This is a genomic window from Acinetobacter tandoii (assembly GCF_008867985.1).
GTDB lineage: Bacteria > Pseudomonadota > Gammaproteobacteria > Pseudomonadales > Moraxellaceae > Acinetobacter > Acinetobacter tandoii.
In genome coordinates, this window is the sequence record NZ_VXLD01000002.1 from 300,156 (window position 1) to 319,893 (window position 19,738).

Genomic DNA, 19,738 nt, shown 5'->3' on the forward strand with positions numbered 1-19,738 from the left:
AAGTTGAATATGTCTGAAAGCCGTAAACCTGAACAGGGTGTCAAACTTCGTGGTGCAGAAAAAGTTTCACGTATTCCTGTCAAAGTTGTACCTACGGTTGAAGTGCCTCGTAAGCCAGACTGGATTCGTGTCAAGATGACAGCGCCAGAGGAAGTTCAACGCATTAAAACAACTTTACGTGCACAAAAATTACATACTGTATGTGAAGAAGCTGCCTGCCCAAATTTACCAGAATGTTTTGGCGGTGGTACTGCAACCTTTATGATTATGGGTGACATCTGTACTCGTCGTTGTCCATTCTGTGATGTTGCTCATGGCCGTCCAAATGCGCTTGACCCAGATGAACCACGTCATATGGCTGAAACTATTTCCAATTTAGGTTTGAAATATGCCGTAATTACTTCGGTAGACCGTGACGATCTATTGGATGGTGGTGCACAGCACTTTGTAGATTGTATTAAAGAAGCACGTAACTTAAGCCCGAAAACTCTACTCGAAATTTTGGTGCCCGACTTCCGTGGTCGTATGGATATTGCCTTACGTATTATGACTGAATGCCCACCAGACGTGTTTAACCACAATATCGAAACTGTGCCACGTTTGTATAAAGCGATGCGTCCAGGTTCAGATTACCAACACTCTTTAACGCTACTTAAAATGTTTAAAGAGTACTGCCCTAATGTTCCAACCAAATGTGGTTTGATGGTCGGTATTGGTGAAACTGAAGAAGAAGTCATTGCACTATTAGATGACTTACGTGCCCATGATGTAGACTATGTAACCATCGGCCAGTATTTACAGCCTTCTAAAGAACATGCACCGATTGACCGTTTTGTCAGCCCAGAAGAATTCGAGCGTTACGCAGAACATGGTCGTAAACTTGGTTTTAGAAACATCTGGTCTGCACCAATGGTTCGATCAAGTTACTTTGCTGACCGCCAATACTATGGCGAACCTGTACCCGCAGTGCGTCGTAAAGTTGACCCAGCAAAGAAAATTACAGTGCAAACAATTGAAGCTTAATTAAGTCTTTGATTTTAAAAACCCTTTAAATACATAATTTAAAGGGTTTTTTATTGTCATAAACATCAATTAAAGCGATTACGCTATATCCAGTACACGTTAAAACTATAAAAGAACTCATTTACTTCGAAACGAACTTGATAACCCAACTGGGTCAATTCAGCCGAAAGCTCCCGAATTTCACTAAGCGGCAAATGCTTAGGTAAAACAGCAAATACTGCTGTATTCCCCTGCTGAGCACTTTCTTCGATTAATTTTGCTAAGCGCTCTTTATAGAGGTTGATATCCAATTTGGCGGTTGCCGTAAGAATTTTGGCATGTTCGGCTGTAATAAAGCTCATTCTTGTTCTCTTGGTATTGATGAATTATTTCTTTTGATCATAGCAAACAGAATAGAGATAAAGTTGAAAAATTGTACGGATTTTTATCTTTAAATTTCTAACATGATCTATTTTCAAAAAACTGGGATGATGAGGTGATTGTATAAAAATATGACCAATTCAAAAGTTTCTCTAAAACTAAGCATATTTTACCTATGAGTAAATAACCCTCCAATAAATTGCATCATCATAAGTCAAATTAACTAATTTAATTTTCACACAATTTATTAGAAGTATTGAATTGATTGAGAAATCAAAATTGGCATAAGGATTGCTATATATCAAATACATAGATTGGGGATAGATTAAGTAAAGGTTAAACTTATGTTGAAAATTAAACTTATTTCATTGGCTGTATTAACGACATTGAGCTCAGCATTCACCTATGCCGATGATTTCAAAATTCTTAAACAAATATCTGAAAAACCAACCTTACTTAAAGAGGGTGCATATAAAGGCAACTACTATGTACCATCCACGCTAAATACCATTACTTGGGGTTATTTACCTAATCGAGATGCAAAACCAGTTTTGACGGTAAATTCTGGAAGCATTGTCACATTCGATACGGTCTCCCATGAAGGTTTACTTGAAGATCAAGGCCGTGATGCAGACAAATATTTCCAATCTAAAGGGGTCAAGTCTGAATATATTCTAGATGAAGCCAAAAAAATTACCCAATCCAAACTAGCACATGACTTCCATAAAGATGGCCCCCACATTGTTACAGGGCCAGTTGCCATTGCAGGTGCTGAGCCTGGGGATATTTTAAAAGTCGAGGTGATTAAGGTCGAACCACGTGTACCCTATGGTGTAATTTCGAATCGACATGGAAAAGGAGCATTGGTCGGAGAGTTTCCAAAGACACCTCAACAAGATAATCCATCTGCTGAACATCCTGAACGTTTCGGCAATGTTTCAATTTTCACCCCAATTGAAAAGAATGCTCAAGGTGAATATGAAGGCGTATTAAAAACTGCATCAGGTAAAGCGATTCGTTTCCCGCTTTATCCTTTTATGGGCATTATGGGGGTAGCTGCAAATACTTCTGAACCTGTTCACTCTGTACCACCAGCCTTGTATGGTGGAAATATTGATATTAATGAGCTTGGTGCGGGTGCAACTGCCTATTATCCAGTACAAGTCAAAGGTGCACTTTTTTACACAGGCGATAGCCATTTCTCGCAAGGTGATGGTGAAGTCGCACTGACAGCATTGGAAGCATCAGCGCGTGCAACCCTCAAATTTACCTTATTAAAGGCAGGTAAGGACAAGATTCCAGGTCAAGAAATTAAACAACCTTTAGCCGAAAATGCAGAGTTTTGGATTACTCCTGGTTTAGATGCCGATCTAGATGAAGCGATGAAAAAATCTACCCGTGAAGCAATCCGTTTTTTACATCAAGAATATGGTATTGATGAAGCGACTGCTTATGCTTACTTAAGTGCTGCAACAGATTTTGAAGTTTCACAAGTGGTTGACCGCACTAAAGGTATTCATGCCAAAATCCGCAAAGCTGATTTTAAAGAGTTTGAGCCAACAAACCCTAACAAATAACAGATCATTAAACTGAAAAATGAAGGTGATTGCACAATCGCCTTCATTGAATAAATAGTTTCAATACAATGGACAGAGGCGGTTCTCGTACCCATTACACCAGTTTAAATTCACTGTTGTTTACATCTCATCACCACATTTATACGGCAAAACATTGATTAAAAAATACTCAAAGTCATAAACTATTTATATAAGCTACAGGATAACAATAATGACAGGATTCAAACTCTTTACGTACTTAACGATGAGGATGCCCAGATAATTTAAGCCAGTAACAACTTTCGATCTCATGTGAACTAGAGCAAATTGATCTGTTTCGAAAAGCCTAATTGCCCCTGAAACTCAAAGTCATTTAAATGCTCGACCCAATTCTGATCTGAATATATCCTGCTTAAAGTGTCATTCCAGTACTGTAAGTTTGCGCCTAGGAAGGTTTTATAGGAGGTTGATATGAATTTTCTGACAAATTTATTGGTCGCAAAACCTCTTTTCATTTTTGGGATTGCCTGCGTATTTTTTATTGGCTATTTAATCGTGCGTAATTTTAGCCATCGGCGTAGTGCGAAATATTTAGGGCTTACCGCAATTTTATGGTTACTTTATGCATGTTGGGAATTTTGGGTTCAATTCAAAACGCCACAAGCAGATATACGTATAGACTTACTGATTATTTGGCCGGTTATTTTTATACTGACTTTCGTTTCTACGCTCTTACTTTTTTTTAAAAGCGAAAAATAAAGAGCCAAACAAATAGACACTCACCTTCTAAAAAAGAACCAGTCGTTTCCGACTGGTTAAGGAAAAAGCGACGACTCCATCTAAAGAATAGCGATTCTTTTATGGCTGGATAGAGTCGTATCTCAATTTATAAGTATTGTTATTGTGCAGTGTATCCTCCATCCATGACTACAGCCTGCCCCGTAATACCAGCACCTTTGTCACTGGCCAAGAAAATTGCATAATCAGCAATTTCTTCAACACGAAGCAAACGCTTTTGTGGCACCATCGCTAAAATCACATCTTCAAGTGCAGAGTCCAAACTCACATTACGCGTTTTAGCTAAATCTGCAATTTGTCCACGTACCAATGGCGTATCCACATAACCCGGGCACAGTGCATTTACGGTAATACCATCACGAGCACATTCTAAAGCAGCAACTTTAGTTAGCCCAATCACCCCATGTTTGGCACTGTTATAACCCGCTTTACCCGCAAATCCAATTAAGCCATTAATCGATGCCATATTAATAATACGACCTGATTTCTGTGCCTTCATAATTGGAAAGGCATGTTTAATTCCAATAAAAGAACCTGTCAGCATCACTTGAATCAGTTTTTGATACACTGCTGTTGGAAATTCTTCAATTGGCGCGACATGCTGAAAGCCCGCGTTATTAATCAAAATATCCAAAGTACCAAAAGTGTTTTGCGTTAATTCAATTGCTGCCTGATATTCGGCTTCATCCGTCACATCACAAGGGGCTGAAAGTGCCTGAAAACCCTGTGCTTTTAGTGCTTCAGCCGTTTCCTGACATTTTTCAGCATTCATGTCGGAGATCACCACTTTTGCACCTTCTTGTGCAAATTTTTTGGCAATTTCTAAACCAATGCCACTGGCCGAACCCGTAATAAATGCAACTTTATTTTCTAATTGCAAGCTCATGACTTACTCCTTTTACATCTAGCCTGCAACTTGCACAGGCCTAGTCCTCAACGTAATTTTAGACAATACCGAAAATTGTAAATGCTGCAATCACAACAAATACCGCAGTGGTTTTAATAATAGTGACAGCAAAAATATCTTTATAAGATTGCTTGTGAGTTAAACCAGTCACCGCAAGTAGGGTAATTACTGCGCCATTATGCGGTAAGGTATCCATCCCCCCTGATGCCATAGACACTACACGATGCATGACTTCTGGTGGAATACCTGCCGCGAGAATTGCTGCATTGTATTGTTCCGCCATCGCACTCAGGGCAATACTCATACCACCTGATGCCGAACCTGTAATCCCCGCCAGCACAGTTGTGGTCACGGCACCATTCACCAATGGATTGGTAAAAGTTGAACTTAAACCGTGGCTGATCAAAGCAAAGCCTGGTAATGCCGCAATAATGGCACCAAAACCATATTCCGAAGCGGTATTCATGACCGCAAGTAAAGCACCGCTAATACTGGTATTCACACCTTCTTTGAACTGCATAATTACACGCTGATAGTCATATAAAAATGCACTGATTATGCCGACAATTAATGCCAAGCCGACCGCCCAGATTGCACCCGTTTTCGCTACATCTACAGTGTAATTGGCCAAACCAATTGCATTAAAATCGAAGCCATTTGGGTACCATTTTGGAATTGCAGTAGATAAAAACTTGTTCATTACCGCAACTAAAATAAGCGGTACAAAAGCCAGTGCCTGACGTGCTCTAGAACCATTTTGACTATCTAAAAGATTTACTGTCGTAGTCGAATCTGTAGCTTGTACTTGTTCATTCGCGAACCCTGCATAACCCTCACCTGCTTGTTCAGCAGCACGACAACGCCATTGTAGATAAAGCAGCCCCATACATAGCACAAAAATTGCACCAATAATCCCTAAAAAGGGCGCCGCATAAATATTGGTGCCAAAGAACGTGGTTGGAATCACATTTTGAATTTGTGGTGTGCCTGGCAAGGCATCCATGGTAAAGGTAAATGCACCGAGTGCAATTGTGCCTGGAATTAAACGTTTTGGAATATTCGCTTCTTGGAACAGTTGGTTCGCAAATGGATATACCGCAAACACCACCACAAACAAGCTCACGCCACTATAAGTCAAAATTGCACCTAACAATACAACCGTTAAAATTGCACGTTTAGCCCCAATTAAACTGACAATGGTTTTTGCAATCGAGGAGGCAATCCCCGACATTTCCACAACTTTGCCGAAAATTGCACCCAATAAAAAGACCAAAAAATAGTCTTTAATAAAATTCACCATTTTGGGCATAAATACGCCTGAATAGAATGGTAAAACATGGTTGGGGGCAATTAAAAATACCGCAAGTAAGGCACAGAGGGGTGCCATGAGAATGACCGAAAATCCCTTATAGGCTGTGTACATCAACAAACCTAAAGACAGTAGGATGACAAATAAATCCCACATATTCTTTTCTCCCTGATAAAGAATACATAAGGGCGCACACATTGCGATAGACAATGTGATAGACCTTTATTTTTTGACCGAAAAAATGCTCAATTTTATTAAGAGTTATCCTAAACCCTATATAAAAACAACAAGCAGAAAAATTTTTAATACCACTTTTAGTATTTAAAAAAATAACACCAAAAATTCAAAACACAACATTTAAATATGATAAATAATCACCAATTCAAAATAAAAACATAAATATCAATAATTTAAAAAATAAAAATAAACAAAATTTAATATATTTAAAAATATGATTAATTATTTTAAAAAAATCATCAATCCTTTTCATTATAATAAAATTAAACACCCAATAATATTTAAAATTATTATAAAAAATAGAATTTAAATAAATTTAATTATCTGTAACTTCATTGTTTTTTTGCATTTCATGTGAAAAAGGATCAAAATCAAACCAGACCTCATATTTCACTCAGCCCGCATGGTACGCATCTAGTTATGACTTTAAAACAACTAAAAGCCTTCTTAGCCCTAGCCCGCAGTTTGAACTATGCCAATGCATCGAATGAACTTCATCTCAGTCAATCTGCATTAAGCCTCACCATTAAAACCTTAGAAGAAGAACTGGGTGGAAAACTTTTTAAGCGCAATACACGCCGAGTAGAATTAACTTTCGAGGGTAAATCCCTGATTCCTTATGCCAAAAAACTATTGGCAAATTGGGAAGATATGGAAAAAGATGTCAAACAACGTTTTAAATTACAGCGCGGAACACTCAATATTGCCTCTATGCCTTTTGTCACACATGCCATCATGCCGAATGTAATTCAAAACTTCTTAGGCTTACACCCGAATATTAATTTTTCAATTCATGACATTACCAATGAAAAAATTATTGAGAATGTGCTCGATGGTATTTTTGAACTCGGTATATGTTTCGAACCACAACAAATCGATACGCTTGAATTCTTACCGTTATTCAATGAAGATTTTCTTGCCTTATTACCCAAAGCACATCCATTAGCGCATACAACTTCAATTACATGGAAAGACCTCTGTGCCAATCCTTTCGTGACCTTGCAACAGCCTTCGATTGTGCGCTATCTGATTGAAGAAAATTGCAAAAAAAATAACATTCAATTGGACTTAAAAGTTGAATGTCATCAAATCAGCTCTCTATCGAGTTTTGTTGCATTAGGCATTGGAGTAAGTGTAATTCCACGTCATTTCCAACAGTTTATTGATACTGAAAAAAATGTACTGATTGAATTACAAGATCAAGATTTGATTAAACCTGTTGGAATTATTTATAAAAAGAATTTTGAAATTTCCAACATCACAGCGCAGTTTATTGAAACACTTAAGCAATACAATTACAAAAAACACATATAAAATAAATACTTAAAATTAAAAAATAATTTCTAAACTATTCAGCTTAGCTCATTACAAGGTGTTCAACCCATGTACTGTGCTAAATTTTGCCTATTTTTCACCCCATTATTGAGTTTTTCTGATTAATTGTTTGAAAATTTCAACTTCATTATCTGTCAAAGCAGTGCTAATAATGGATTCAAGATAACTAAGGGATTTAGAGAAGTTAATATGAATAAGCTCTATTCAAGTGCAACACTTGCATTGCAAGATGTAGTTAAAAATGGACAAACGATTGCAGTCGGTGGTTTTGGCTTATGCGGTATTCCAGAAGCGCTGATTGAAGCACTTAAACAAACTGGGGTTAACGAACTTACTTGTATTTCCAACAATGCAGGTGTCGATGATTTCGGTTTAGGCAAACTCTTACAAACCAAACAAATTAAAAAAATGATTTCATCTTATGTCGGTGAAAATAAAGAATTTGAACGCCAATATTTAAATGGTGAACTCGAAGTTGAACTTACCCCACAAGGCACACTGGCAGAAAAATTACGCGCTGGCGGTGCAGGTATTCCTGCCTTCTTTACTCAAACAGGTGTTGGCACGCTGATTGCCGAAGGCAAAGAACAACGCGATTTTGACGGTAAACCCTATATTCTCGAAAACTCATTAACGGCAGATGTTGCATTAGTCAAAGCCTACAAAGCGGATAAAGCGGGTAATTTGATCTTCCGTAAAACCGCACGTAACTTCAATCCAGAATGTGCAATGGCAGGTAAATTTACCGTAGTTGAAGTAGAACACGTGGTTGAAATTGGCGAACTCGATCCTGATGACATTCATTTGCCCGGCATCTATGTCAATCGCATTATCTTGAATGCCACCCCTGAAAAACGCATTGAACAATTAACCATTAAGCAGGAGGCTTAATCATGGCTTGGACACGCAATGAAATGGCTGCACGTGCTGCACTAGAACTTGAAGATGGATTTTATGTCAATCTTGGTATTGGTTTACCAACGCTGGTCGCCAACTATATTCCAGAGAATATCAATGTCTGGTTACAGTCTGAAAATGGTTTATTGGGTATAGGTGAATTTCCAACTGAAGCAACCGTAGATGCCGACCTGATTAATGCAGGTAAACAAACCGTAACTGCACGCAAAGGCGCTGCATTTTTCTCAAGTTCAGAATCTTTTGCCATGATCCGTGGTGGTCACGTGAATATTGCCATTTTGGGTGCGATGGAAGTTTCTGAACAAGGTGACCTTGCCAACTGGATGATTCCAGGTAAGAAAGTTAAAGGTATGGGCGGTGCGATGGACTTGGTTGCTGGTGTACAAAAAGTCGTTGTGCTGATGGAACACTGTGCCAAAGATGGTAGTCCCAAGATTGTGGAACAATGTGCTCTACCACTGACTGGCCAAGGTGTAGTCAATCGTATTATCAGTGATTTAGGTGTAATGGACATTACGCCTGAAGGTGTGAAACTCATTGAGCTGGCGAAAGATGTTAGCTTAGAACAAATTCAAGCGGTTACTGGCGTACAATTGATTGTCGATAACGTTCAAGAAACGGTAAGCGCATAAATCAGATGAGTTAAAGCAGCTTCGGCTGCTTTAGTTTTGATTTAACAAGAACGGAACAGATATAAATACACGGAGATAAACATGAATAAAGACATCGTCATTGTTGCTGGTAGCCGAACTGCAATGGGAAGTTTTCAAGGCGCACTATCAAGTCTTTCAGCCCCAGAACTTGGCGCAGCCGTTATTCAAGAGACTTTAAACCGTGCAAACGTTGCCGCTCGGGATATTGATGAAGTTATTATGGGCTGCGTTCTACCTGCGGGCTTAAAACAAGCTCCAGCTCGCCAAGCAATGCGCCTTGCAGGCATACCTGATCATGTTGGTGCAACCACTATCAATAAAATTTGCGGTTCAGGTATGAAAGCTGTGATGCAGGCTGCCGATGCTATTTGCGCAGGTAATGCTGAAATTGTCATGGCAGGTGGTATGGAATCCATGAGTAATGCACCTTACTTACTACCAAAAGCACGTTCAGGTTACCGTATGGGTCATGGCGAAGTGAAAGACCATATGTTCCAAGAAGGTCTAGAAGATGCAGAAACTGGACTTTCAATGGGTATTCTGGCACAAAAAATGGCCGATAAAAAAGGCTACACTCGCGAGCAACAAGACGCATTTGCAATTCGTTCTTTAACTCGTGCGCAAGCTGCTATTCAAAATGGTTTTTTACAAGCTGAAATTGCACCAATTACCGTGTCGAGCCGCAAAGGTGACGTGGTTGTGGCACAAGATGAAAATCCGTTTCATGCCAATATTGATAAAATTCCAAACCTACGTCCTGCCTTTGCCAAAGATGGCACCATCACCGCAGCCAATTCAAGTTCCATTTCAGATGGTGCATCTGCCATGTTGGTGATGTCGGCTGAACAGGCGGCAGCTCGCAGTTTAACCCCACTGGCCCATATTCGCGCTACAGCAACTAACTCTCAACATCCTTCAGAATTTACCATTGCGCCTGTGGCTGCAATTGAAAAAGTCCTGAAAAAAGCGGGATGGTCTGTAGAAGATGTAGATTTATGGGAGATCAATGAAGCCTTTGCTATGGTGACCATGGCAGCGATTGATGCTTTCAATCTAGACCCTGAAAAAGTCAACGTAAACGGTGGTGCATGTGCATTGGGTCACCCATTGGGTTCATCAGGCTCACGCATCATTTTAACGTTAATCTATGCATTAAAGCGTTTAGGTAAAACCAAAGGCGTAGCTACACTCTGTATTGGTGGTGGTGAGGCAACCGCAATTGCCGTAGAACTTGTTGATTAACTGTCAAGTTTTGAAAAAATCATACAGATCAAAGTGATAAAAGGTTAAACTTTTATCACTTTTTAATGAAGAAGAGTGACTCAAATGTCTCAGCAAGATTATGAAAATGGATTAAAAGTACGCACCGAAGTAATGGGTGAAAGTTTTGTCAAACGTGCTCAAGACAATACTGTACCTTTTACTCAACCGCTACAAGATTGGATTAATGAACATGCTTGGGGCTCGACTTGGCAACGTGAAGGTGTGTTACCTCGTAAATATCGCTCACTAATAACCCTTGCCTTTTTAACTGCACTCAAAAGTCCCACCGAACTGAAAGGACATGTCCGTGGTGCACTCAACAATGGAGCGACAGTTGAAGAAATTCAGGAAGTGTTACTACACAGCTTGCCCTATTGTGGCGCGCCTGCAACACAAGAAGCCTTCCGCGCAGCATTAGAAGTCATTACCGAATACCAAAATAACAACTCATAATTTACCAACGATTAAGAGCCAGATTTGATGGCTCTTAATGTCTTATTTTAGACATTACAGATTTTGTGCAATGACATAACCGAGTATTAAGCTCAATTGTAGACTGACCACAACCACGAACCACTTCCAGCCCTTTTGCTTAAGCACCATCTTATTTGGATATGTTGCTGTTTTTATCATTTGCTATCTCCAACACTATTATCATTTTAATAAACTACATATTTCGATTATTTATTAAGCAAATTTTACACCAACTTTTTAGCGCTTTACACCATTCAGATTTTTCAAACTATATCCTGATGATTTTAAAGTCGTACAACTGCATCTATAGCAGTGCTAAAATATCAACACAAAAAAAGAGTTGGGATAATAATGAAACGTCCTCTTTCCCTTGTTACTTTTTGTCTGCTCGTATTGTTTAATATGCAAACTAGCTATGCTAACTTTTTTCAAAATCTAGAGATTTTTCGAGCAAAAAATACAATACGTAATATTGCTTATGGGCCCAATACATTACAAAAATTAGATGTCTATCTACCACAATCTAATCTGCCGAATCAAAAACTTGCACCCATTTTAATGATTGTACATGGTGGAGCATGGAGTATTGGAGATAAGTCTCATCAAGGCTTAATACAGCATAAAGCGACCTATTGGAATCAACAAGGTTGGATCGTGATTTCAGTGAATTATCGCTTAGTTCCTAAAGTCACAGTGCAACAGCAAACTCAAGATATTGCCGATGCACTGAATTTTGTGCAAAAGAATGCCTCAAATTGGCAGGCTGATAGTCACAAAATCGTGATTATGGGACATTCTGCAGGTGCACATTTGGTCACCTTACTCTCTACTCACCCAGAATGGATTTCAAACTTTCCCAAACCATGGAAAGCAACGATTGCCTTAGATAGTGCTGCCTATGACATAGAAACCATCATGTCCAATCAACATGCTCAATTTTATGATCGTGTTTTTGGGTCTTCTAAAGAAAACTGGCGTTTGGTTTCACCCAAAGTTCAGTTAAAACATTCCTTGCCTGCTTTTCTGGCGGTCTGCTCCATCATTCGTCCTGATCAACCTTGTATACAAGCGCATTCATTTATTCAACAAGCCAAAGCTTTAGGTACTTCAACAGCCTATTTACCTCTGCCCTTGTCACATGCCGAAATTAATCGGAACTTGGGGCAAAATAATGACTATACCCGTCAAGTTGATAAATTTATGCAGCAGTATTTACAACACTAATATTCAAGCAAAAAAAAGCCGCCCGAAGGTGGCTTTTTAATGAGTTATGGATTAACCGATAAACTTACGTGCATTACGGAACATACGTAACCATGCACCATCTTCAGTCCACTCTTCAGGTTTCCAAGAATGCTGAATGGCGCGGAAATTACGCTCTGGATGCGGCATCATAATCGTTGCACGACCATCTTTAGAAGTTACACCAGTAATCGCTTCTGGAGAACCATTCGGGTTCAATGGATAGTGCTGAGTTGGGTTTCCATGACTATCTACATAACGTAAAGTCACTTGGTTCCCCGCATTTAACGCAGCAAGTTGATCCGCAGTTGCCACCACACGACCTTCACCATGTGCAACTGCAATCGGAAGAATCGAACCTTCCATACCTTCAAGCAATACAGAATGTGACTTTTCAATACGAACGTTCACTGCACGTGCTTCAAACACTTCTGAAGTGTTGCGATGGAAACGCGGCCAAGCATCTGCACCAGGAATTAATGGCGCAAGTTGTGACATCATTTGACAACCGTTACACACACCTAAAGTGAATGTTTCTTGACGGTTAAAGAATTTCTCGAACTGGTCACGTAAGCGTGGGTTAAATAGGACTGATTTTGCCCAACCACCACCAGCACCTAGAACGTCACCATAAGAGAAACCACCACAAGCTACCAAGCCTTCGAAGTCATTTAAATCCACTCGACCTGCAAGCAAATCACTCATGTGCACATCGGTTGTGTTAAAGCCAACTTTGTCAAATGCAGCCGCCATTTCAGTTTGGCCATTGACACCTTGTTCACGCAAAATCACCATACTTGGGCGGCGTAAATTAATAAACGGCGCTTCAACTGGCTCATTCAAATCAAAAGTAGGCTGTGCAATAATGCCTTGGTGTGAATTGTCTGCGATTAAGGCAAATTCTTGATCAGCAGTTTCAGAGTTATCACGTAAACGTTGAATTTGGTGTGATACTTCAGCCCAAGCATGTTGTAAGTCAACACGAGGTAAAGTCAAACCATTGATTGTTAACTGATCTGTGTTATTGACTGAACCTACAACTGAAATGGCATCTTTTAAGCTTGATGCTGCAACTTCGTCCGCAAGAGTCACCCAGTCAGAAGTACTGATTTGAAGCACTGCGCCAATTTCTTCTGCGAACAACGCTGCTGTAGATTGATTTTCTAGTGCTACACCTAAACGTGAAGCGAACATCATTTCTGCAACAGTTGCCAATAAACCACCATCACCAATGTCATGGTAAGCTTGAATTAAGCCACGGTTGTTCCAGTCTTGTACCAAATCAAAGAATGCTTTGAAATCCGCAAAACTGTCAACATCTGGAGTAACTGAACCAATCGCTTTATAGACTTGCGCAAGGATCGAACCACCTAAACGGAATTGACCTTTAGATAAATCAATACGAACCAATACAGAATCAGTATTTTTCAATTCAGGCGTTAAGGTCTTACGTACATCATTTACAGGTGCAAATGCGGTAATCACACCACTCATTGGCGAAGTCACTGACTTGTCCTGACCTTCGTCATTCCAAGTGGTACGCATTGAAAGTGAGTCTTTACCTACTGGAATTGCAATACCTAAAGCAGGACACATTTCCATACCAATCGCTTTGACACCTTCAAACAAGGCTTGGTCTTCACCTTTTTGCCCTGCTGCTGCCATCCAGTTTGCTGACAATTTAATGTCACTGATCTGTTCGATATTGGCACACATGATGTTTGAAATGGATTCAGCCACTGCCAAACGTGCAGATGCCGCTGGGTTTAACAATGCTACAGGTGGACGCTCACCCATTGCCATCGCTTCGCCTGTATAACCTTGTAAACTTGTCGTGGTTACTGCTGCATCAGCAACAGGAACCTGCCAACGACCTACGAGCTGATCGCGCGCAACCATACCTGTAATTGAACGGTCACCAATCGTGATTAAGAATGATTTAGAAGCAACTGTTGGGTTCTTTAATACACGGAAAATCGCGTCTTTCAAGTCCACTTGAGCAGCATCAAAATCATCGCCCTTACGCTCGATGGTTTCGTATGAACGGCTCATACGTGGTGTACCACCAAGCATGACTTGCATTGGCATATCCACTGCTTTGTTATCGAACAATGGATCATTTACAGTCAATTGACGAGCTTCTGTCGCTTCGCCTAATACAGCGAATGGGCAGCGTTCACGTGCACAAATCGATTCAAATAATTCTAAAGACTCAGGCTTAATTGCTAGTACATAGCGTTCTTGCGCTTCGTTTGACCAAATCTCCATTGGAGACATACCAGGTTCAAGTGAAGGAATCTTACGAAGGTCTAAAATAGCACCGAGCTCATGGTCATTCACCAATTCAGGCATTGCATTGGAAATACCACCCGCGCCCACGTCATGTACAGACACGATTGGGTTTTCATTTTCCATGCGCCAGCAGGTATCAATCACTTCTTGGCAACGACGTTCCATTTCTGGGTTTTCACGTTGTACCGAAGCGAAGTCTAGGCTTTCACCCATCGTACCGCTATCTACAGATGATGCAGCACCACCACCAAGACCGATCAGCATCGCAGGACCACCTAAAACGATGAGTAAGTCGCCCGGTTGAATCGCATCTTTTTCTACATGGTCAGGACGGATATTACCGTAACCACCTGCAATCATGATTGGCTTATGGAAGCCTTTCACTTCACCGTTTACATTCTGTTCGAAAGTACGGAAATAACCATTTAATGCAGGGCGACCAAATTCGTTATTAAACGCAGCACCACCCAATGGACCTTCAATCATGATTTGAAGTGGAGATGCCATACGCGATGGTTTACCGTAGTTTTCTTCCCACGGTTGTTCAAAACCAGGAATATTCAAGTTCGATACAGTAAAGCCTGTTAAGCCTGCTTTCGGCTTACCACCACGACCTGTCGCACCTTCATCACGAATTTCACCGCCCGAACCTGTTGCTGCGCCTGCAAATGGTGCAATCGCTGTTGGGTGGTTGTGGGTTTCCACTTTCATCAGGATGTGAGCCGCTTGGCTCTTGTACTTATAAGTGTAATGACCTGTATCTTCGTCTTTTTTCGGGTAGAAACGCTGTGTGTCATAACCCACAATCACCGATGCGTTATCTTTATAGGCAGATAAAACGTCAGTTGGTGATTCTTTATAAGTATTTTTAATCATTTGGAACAATGATAATGGTTGAACTTCACCATCAATCGTCCATTCAGAACCGAAAATTTTGTGACGACAGTGCTCAGAGTTCGCTTGAGCAAACATCATCAATTCGATGTCATGCGGGTTACGACCAAGCTTGATAAACGCTTCAGTTAAGTAGTCGATTTCTTCATCAGACAAAGCAAAACCAAATTCAGAGTTGGCTTGAACCAATGCCTGTTTACCCTGACCCAAAATATCAATTGAATTTAAAGGTTTTGGTGCAGTTTCTTGAAATAATGCTACAGCATCATCAATACTGCTGAATACGCTCTCAGTCATACGGTCGTGTAACGCCAGCTTTACTTCATTCGATACTTCAGAAATACCTTTTAAAGTAAACAAAACACCGCGTTCAAGGCGGTGTATCGGGGTATTACAGTTGGCAAAAATATCCGTCGCTTTAGAAGACCACGGCGAAATTGTACCCACGCGAGGCGTCACTAAAAGTTGGACTTCATCATTCGCAGCTTGACGAATTTGGAAGACTTCGCCTTCATTTAATAATTGTAAAGCAGATTGCTGCTGTTGCTCGTTGAGCGCTTGGTCAAACAGATAGACCCATTGGCTTTCTATTGATTGAACAGAACTAATTGACGCTAGACGTGATAATAGTTGAGTTTTCTTAAAAGAAGAATGTGCTGGTGCACCGGCCACGATAAACATGCTGATTTTGGCTCCACGGGCAAGTCTTTTGAACTTTACCGCAATGTGACTTTGAAGAGAGTCACATATTCTACTGTGAAAAGGTCAAATCAGCTAGATGGATAACCCTGATTATGTAACCTAATCCTGCAAGAATTTCACTTACAACCGTTTTATTACACTTTTTTAGATAAAATGACATAAAAATAAATAACTAGATTGACTAGCAAAGCTGAAATAGGGAGATTTTTTTCAAAAAAGATATTTATTATTGCCTAAAATATACACAAAACTTCAATTCAAGATTCTGCTTCATTCTTTTACCCTTCAATTTAAACCTCAACGCCACTTTATTTACCTTACAACCGACAAATCGTGTCGCACTGCTCTAGTGCAACCCAACATTTTTTGGCATGATTTAAGCAATCCTTCTATGAAACATAATAAATGGAACAAATGCGTTGGTTAGAACTGCTTTCCACAGTTCGGATTGGTAGTAAAAAACAAAGTACAGAACAAGCTCGAAGCCCTTTTCATAAAGATTATGATCGTATTATTTTTTCGCAAAGTTTTAGACAGCTCAACCGTAAAACCCAAGTCCACCCACTAACGCAACATGATGGCATCCATACGCGCCTCACACATTCACTTGAAGTATCGTGTATAGGCCGCTCTCTTGGCATGCTCGCAGCAGAGAAAATAAAAGACGAACTTCCTGTCTGGATTTCTCCTGCCGATGTTGGTGCCATCATTCAAGCTGCATGTTTAGCACATGATATTGGCAACCCCCCTTTTGGACATGCAGGGGAATATGCCATTCGTGAATGGTTTGATGATGCCTCACACGGCAATTTTTTGGCAAAACTCACTCCAGAAGAAGAAGCTGATGTCCGTCAATTTGAAGGTAATGCGCAAGGTTTACGCTTACTGACTAAAATTGACTACCATCCCAATGATGGTGGTATGCGTTTAACTTACGCTACTTTAGGTGCATATCTAAAGTATCCGTGGTTATCCAAAACTATTGCCGAACAAGGCAATACCCCAGCCAGCATGCGTGCTAAATTTGGTTGTTATCAGTCTGAAAAAGAAATATTGAGGCAAATTGCAGAGCAACTTGGACTCATTCAATTGGCAAAAGATCATTACTGCCGTCATCCACTGACCTATCTATTAGAGGCCGCAGACGATATTTGTTATGCCCTAATTGATTTAGAAGATGGCATTATTTTAAATATGCTCAGCTATGAAGAAGTTGAACCCATTTTTCTTGACTTAATTGCGGACTATGGTAAGCCTTCCGAACTCTCGATGGATACAACTTGGCAACAAAAAATTGCCGCATTGCGTGGTCGGGTGATGAAACGTTTGGTTGATGAAGTGACCACAGCTTTTGCCAAACATCATTATGAAATTCTGACAGGACAGCTCAAAGGCAGCCTATTGCAATATTGCGCTGAAGATATTGAGCTTGGGATTAACCGTGCTAAAGAACTGGCGCGGGATAAAATTTTTGAACATCCACAAAAAGCAGGTTTGGAAATTATCGCGCATCAAAGTTTGCAGAATATTTTAGATGCCTTTATTCCCCTCACGACGCCGCACAAAACCTTAAGCTTTAAAGAACAACGCCTGTTTACCATCTTACACCGTTCAGGTGCGCGTTTTGGCAACAATCATTATGAAAATATTATGCAAGTACTCGATATTATTTCAAAGTTTTCAGATCATCAAGCCTATAATCTTTCACAAGAATTGCAAGGCAATAAGTCTGGTTTGATGTAACCCATATTAAAGATAAACATGCTTTTAACATGACTTTTAAATAAGTAAGCTTAAAAGCACAACTTTCCTACTGGCAACCGTATACACCAAAAATAGTGAAGCTTTAAAAATGATTGGATGTTTAATTGGCGAAGTGTTTGCCCTCGAAGCCCCGACCGTACTGCTCAATGTCAACGGCGTTGGCTATGAGATTGACACACCTTTATCGACATTTTGCCAATTACAAAAAGGACAAAAAGTCACGTTATGGACGCATTTGGCAGTTCGTGAAGATGCACAATTACTGTATGGTTTTTTACATCAGCAAGAAAAACTCATCTTCCGTACACTGTTAAAAGTGAATGGTGTCGGCCCCAAAATGGCTTTGGGGATTCTTTCGACTTTAAGCGTAGATATGCTGATTCATACCGTTGAACATGAAGATGTGAATACACTGGTTAAAGTCCCTGGTGTCGGTAAAAAGACTGCTGAACGCCTAATGATTGAATTACGTGACCGTTTTAAAGCCATGTCAACAGGTACAGTTCCAAGCAACTCTACAGTGGAACAAATTCAATTTACAGGTAACTCAGCCGTTGCCGAAGCTGAAGCGGCTTTACAATCTTTGGGCTATAAACCATTAGAAGCGCAGAAATTGGTAAATGCGGCAAAAGGTGATTTTACTGAAGCCAGTGACATCATCCGTGCTGCACTCAAGTCGATGAATAAATAAAGTACTTCCTTTAAGATGTCATTCGATACACGTAAACGTCATTCGCAACTGTTCGAATCAGGAGACATTTGCACATCAATGTTTCTGCGATATAGTCGATACGAACTTTCATTCGATGAGTTTTACGAATGACAATGGTTTTGCTTACTTTTGCCTAAACAAAAGTAAGGCGAACCGCAGGTTATGCCTGAATTTCGCTCGAAGCTGGAAAGACTGCACCAAGGTACACAATTTCTTTTCTGACATTTTGCTACGAAGCCTATTCACTTAAAGTTTAAATAATATATGCAAGACCGTCTCATCGGTGGTTCCGAAAAACCCGAAGATCATATCGATCGAGCCATTCGCCCTACCTCACTGGATGACTATATTGGTCAACCAGTGGTACGCGAACAAATGGAAATCTTTATTGGTGCCGCGCGTGGTCGTGCCGAAGCACTCGACCATACTTTGATTTTTGGTCCACCTGGTTTGGGTAAAACCACACTGGCTAATATTATTGCGCGTGAAATGGGTGGCAACTTAAAATCGACTTCAGGACCTGTATTAGAACGTGCAGGTGATTTGGCTGCTATGCTGACCAATCTTGAAGAAGGCGATGTGCTGTTCATTGATGAAATTCATCGTCTTTCACCAGTCATTGAAGAAATTCTGTACCCTGCAATGGAAGATTACCAACTCGACATCATGATTGGTGAAGGTCCAGCTGCCCGCTCAATTAAATTGGATTTACCCCCATTTACCCTTGTCGCAGCGACTACACGTGCAGGATTATTGACGTCTCCACTACGTGACCGTTTCGGGATTGTACAACGTCTTGAATTTTACTCGGTAGCCGATTTAACCCATATTGTCACGCGTTCTGCCAAGTTAATGGATGTACCGATTACCCATGAGGGCTCGGCTGAAATTGCGCGTCGCGCGCGTGGCACCCCCCGTATTGCTAACCGTTTGCTACGTCGAGTTCGTGATTATGCCCAAGTCAAAGGTACAGGCGAAGTAACCCAAGACATGGCACAACGTGCACTCGATATGCTAAATGTTGATAAAGACGGTTTAGATACTCTAGACCGCCGTTATTTAAGCATGCTGCTTGAGCGATTTGATGGTGGTCCCGCAGGTATTGAAGCTTTAGCTGCTGCTATGGCTGAAGATTCAGGCACATTGGAAGATGTGATTGAGCCATATTTAATTCAACAAGGTTATGTAATGCGGACTGCGCGTGGTCGTATTGCCACCAATATGGCGTATTTACAGTTTGGGATGACACCACCTGAACCGAAATAAAAATAATTAAAAAGGGAGATTTAGTCTCCCTTT

17 protein-coding genes are annotated in these 19,738 nt (G+C 40.4%); 12 read left to right on the top strand and 5 right to left on the bottom strand.

Annotated features, from left to right (window positions below; all coding sequences use genetic code 11):
* Positions 1 to 9 precede the first annotated feature (9 nt).
* On the top strand, positions 10 to 1,023 hold the full coding sequence (gene lipA / locus F4W09_RS04465) for a lipoyl synthase (protein WP_151504156.1): 1,014 nt from the start codon (positions 10 to 12) through the stop codon (positions 1,021 to 1,023).
* Between the two features lie 83 nt (positions 1,024 to 1,106).
* Here lipA and F4W09_RS04470 read toward each other — a convergent pair whose 3' ends face one another.
* A complete protein-coding gene (locus F4W09_RS04470; protein ID WP_044739361.1) occupies positions 1,107 to 1,364 on the bottom strand; it encodes a hypothetical protein in 258 nt (85 codons plus the stop codon).
* A 363-nt stretch (positions 1,365 to 1,727) separates the two neighbouring features.
* On the opposite strand from F4W09_RS04470, the gene F4W09_RS04475 reads away from it, so the two are divergent.
* Together F4W09_RS04475 and F4W09_RS04480 are read left to right on the top strand one after the other, a co-directional pair.
* Positions 1,728 to 2,960 carry an acetamidase/formamidase family protein gene (locus F4W09_RS04475; RefSeq protein ID WP_104440902.1) on the top strand — a complete coding sequence of 411 codons (1,233 nt, stop codon included), beginning with the start codon at positions 1,728 to 1,730 and terminating at the stop codon, positions 2,958 to 2,960.
* A 450-nt stretch (positions 2,961 to 3,410) separates the two neighbouring features.
* The gene (locus F4W09_RS04480; RefSeq protein ID WP_151504157.1) at positions 3,411 to 3,698 is read left to right on the top strand and encodes a hypothetical protein; all 288 of its coding nucleotides are present in this window, start codon (positions 3,411 to 3,413) and stop codon (positions 3,696 to 3,698) included.
* A gap of 139 nt (positions 3,699 to 3,837) precedes the next feature.
* On the opposite strand, the gene F4W09_RS04485 is transcribed toward F4W09_RS04480, so the two are convergent.
* Positions 3,838 to 4,623 carry a 3-hydroxybutyrate dehydrogenase gene (locus F4W09_RS04485; protein ID WP_044739358.1) on the bottom strand — a complete coding sequence of 262 codons (786 nt, stop codon included), beginning with the start codon at positions 4,621 to 4,623 and terminating at the stop codon, positions 3,838 to 3,840.
* Positions 4,624 to 4,681: 58 nt separating this feature from the next.
* Complete coding sequence (locus tag F4W09_RS04490) at positions 4,682 to 6,109, bottom strand: GntP family permease (RefSeq protein WP_151504158.1); 1,428 nt, start codon at positions 6,107 to 6,109, stop codon at positions 4,682 to 4,684.
* Between the two features lie 501 nt (positions 6,110 to 6,610).
* On the opposite strand from F4W09_RS04490, the gene F4W09_RS04495 reads away from it, so the two are divergent.
* The 5 genes from F4W09_RS04495 to F4W09_RS04515 all read left to right on the top strand — a co-directional run bounded on the left by F4W09_RS04495 (position 6,611) and on the right by F4W09_RS04515 (position 10,812).
* Positions 6,611 to 7,504, top strand: a complete 894-nt coding sequence (locus F4W09_RS04495) for a LysR family transcriptional regulator (protein WP_026440987.1) — start codon at positions 6,611 to 6,613, stop codon at positions 7,502 to 7,504.
* Between the two features lie 210 nt (positions 7,505 to 7,714).
* Positions 7,715 to 8,416: a CoA transferase subunit A gene (locus F4W09_RS04500; protein ID WP_016167380.1), complete on the top strand. Its 702-nt coding sequence runs from the start codon at positions 7,715 to 7,717 to the stop codon at positions 8,414 to 8,416.
* Between the two features lie 2 nt (positions 8,417 to 8,418).
* Positions 8,419 to 9,075, top strand: a complete 657-nt coding sequence (locus tag F4W09_RS04505; RefSeq protein ID WP_044739356.1) for a CoA transferase subunit B — start codon at positions 8,419 to 8,421, stop codon at positions 9,073 to 9,075.
* An 81-nt stretch (positions 9,076 to 9,156) separates the two neighbouring features.
* A complete protein-coding gene (locus tag F4W09_RS04510) occupies positions 9,157 to 10,338 on the top strand; it encodes a thiolase family protein (protein WP_044739355.1) in 1,182 nt (393 codons plus the stop codon).
* An 84-nt stretch (positions 10,339 to 10,422) separates the two neighbouring features.
* Entirely contained in the window at positions 10,423 to 10,812 is a 390-nt protein-coding gene (locus F4W09_RS04515; RefSeq protein ID WP_016167377.1) for a carboxymuconolactone decarboxylase family protein, read from the top strand.
* A gap of 54 nt (positions 10,813 to 10,866) precedes the next feature.
* Here F4W09_RS04515 and F4W09_RS17395 read toward each other — a convergent pair whose 3' ends face one another.
* On the bottom strand, positions 10,867 to 10,992 hold the full coding sequence (locus tag F4W09_RS17395; RefSeq protein WP_016167376.1) for a KGW motif small protein: 126 nt from the start codon (positions 10,990 to 10,992) through the stop codon (positions 10,867 to 10,869).
* 192 nt (positions 10,993 to 11,184) lie between these two features.
* Between F4W09_RS17395 and F4W09_RS04520 the strand changes: the two genes are divergently transcribed.
* Positions 11,185 to 12,057, top strand: a complete 873-nt coding sequence (locus tag F4W09_RS04520) for an alpha/beta hydrolase (RefSeq protein WP_151504159.1) — start codon at positions 11,185 to 11,187, stop codon at positions 12,055 to 12,057.
* 51 nt (positions 12,058 to 12,108) lie between these two features.
* On the opposite strand, the gene purL is transcribed toward F4W09_RS04520, so the two are convergent.
* Positions 12,109 to 15,942, bottom strand: a complete 3,834-nt coding sequence (gene purL, locus F4W09_RS04525; RefSeq protein ID WP_151504160.1) for a phosphoribosylformylglycinamidine synthase — start codon at positions 15,940 to 15,942, stop codon at positions 12,109 to 12,111.
* Positions 15,943 to 16,368: 426 nt separating this feature from the next.
* Between purL and F4W09_RS04530 the strand changes: the two genes are divergently transcribed.
* The 3 genes from F4W09_RS04530 to ruvB all read left to right on the top strand — a co-directional run bounded on the left by F4W09_RS04530 (position 16,369) and on the right by ruvB (position 19,705).
* Complete coding sequence (locus tag F4W09_RS04530) at positions 16,369 to 17,706, top strand: deoxyguanosinetriphosphate triphosphohydrolase (RefSeq protein ID WP_151504161.1); 1,338 nt, start codon at positions 16,369 to 16,371, stop codon at positions 17,704 to 17,706.
* Between the two features lie 109 nt (positions 17,707 to 17,815).
* Positions 17,816 to 18,418, top strand: a complete 603-nt coding sequence (ruvA, locus tag F4W09_RS04535; protein WP_016167371.1) for a Holliday junction branch migration protein RuvA — start codon at positions 17,816 to 17,818, stop codon at positions 18,416 to 18,418.
* Between the two features lie 285 nt (positions 18,419 to 18,703).
* Positions 18,704 to 19,705 (top strand): Holliday junction branch migration DNA helicase RuvB, encoded by a 1,002-nt coding sequence (gene ruvB / locus F4W09_RS04540; protein WP_151504162.1) that lies wholly within the window; start codon positions 18,704 to 18,706, stop codon positions 19,703 to 19,705.
* The last annotated feature ends 33 nt before the right edge of the window (positions 19,706 to 19,738 follow it).

Excerpts from the sequence above, each read along its gene's own strand:
- lipA (WP_151504156.1), top strand. The coding sequence starts at position 10 with ATGTCTGAAAGCCGTAAACCTGAACAGGGTGTCAAACTTCGTGGTGCA.
- F4W09_RS04470 (WP_044739361.1), bottom strand. The coding sequence starts at position 1,364 with ATGAGCTTTATTACAGCCGAACATGCCAAAATTCTTACGGCAACCGCC.
- F4W09_RS04475 (WP_104440902.1), top strand. The coding sequence starts at position 1,728 with ATGTTGAAAATTAAACTTATTTCATTGGCTGTATTAACGACATTGAGC.
- F4W09_RS04480 (WP_151504157.1), top strand. The coding sequence starts at position 3,411 with ATGAATTTTCTGACAAATTTATTGGTCGCAAAACCTCTTTTCATTTTT.
- F4W09_RS04485 (WP_044739358.1), bottom strand. The coding sequence starts at position 4,623 with ATGAGCTTGCAATTAGAAAATAAAGTTGCATTTATTACGGGTTCGGCC.
- F4W09_RS04490 (WP_151504158.1), bottom strand. The coding sequence starts at position 6,109 with ATGTGGGATTTATTTGTCATCCTACTGTCTTTAGGTTTGTTGATGTAC.
- F4W09_RS04495 (WP_026440987.1), top strand. The coding sequence starts at position 6,611 with ATGACTTTAAAACAACTAAAAGCCTTCTTAGCCCTAGCCCGCAGTTTG.
- F4W09_RS04500 (WP_016167380.1), top strand. The coding sequence starts at position 7,715 with ATGAATAAGCTCTATTCAAGTGCAACACTTGCATTGCAAGATGTAGTT.
- F4W09_RS04505 (WP_044739356.1), top strand. The coding sequence starts at position 8,419 with ATGGCTTGGACACGCAATGAAATGGCTGCACGTGCTGCACTAGAACTT.
- F4W09_RS04510 (WP_044739355.1), top strand. The coding sequence starts at position 9,157 with ATGAATAAAGACATCGTCATTGTTGCTGGTAGCCGAACTGCAATGGGA.
- F4W09_RS04515 (WP_016167377.1), top strand. The coding sequence starts at position 10,423 with ATGTCTCAGCAAGATTATGAAAATGGATTAAAAGTACGCACCGAAGTA.
- F4W09_RS17395 (WP_016167376.1), bottom strand. The coding sequence starts at position 10,992 with ATGATAAAAACAGCAACATATCCAAATAAGATGGTGCTTAAGCAAAAG.
- F4W09_RS04520 (WP_151504159.1), top strand. The coding sequence starts at position 11,185 with ATGAAACGTCCTCTTTCCCTTGTTACTTTTTGTCTGCTCGTATTGTTT.
- purL (WP_151504160.1), bottom strand. The coding sequence starts at position 15,942 with ATGTTTATCGTGGCCGGTGCACCAGCACATTCTTCTTTTAAGAAAACT.
- F4W09_RS04530 (WP_151504161.1), top strand. The coding sequence starts at position 16,369 with ATGGAACAAATGCGTTGGTTAGAACTGCTTTCCACAGTTCGGATTGGT.
- ruvA (WP_016167371.1), top strand. The coding sequence starts at position 17,816 with ATGATTGGATGTTTAATTGGCGAAGTGTTTGCCCTCGAAGCCCCGACC.
- ruvB (WP_151504162.1), top strand. The coding sequence starts at position 18,704 with ATGCAAGACCGTCTCATCGGTGGTTCCGAAAAACCCGAAGATCATATC.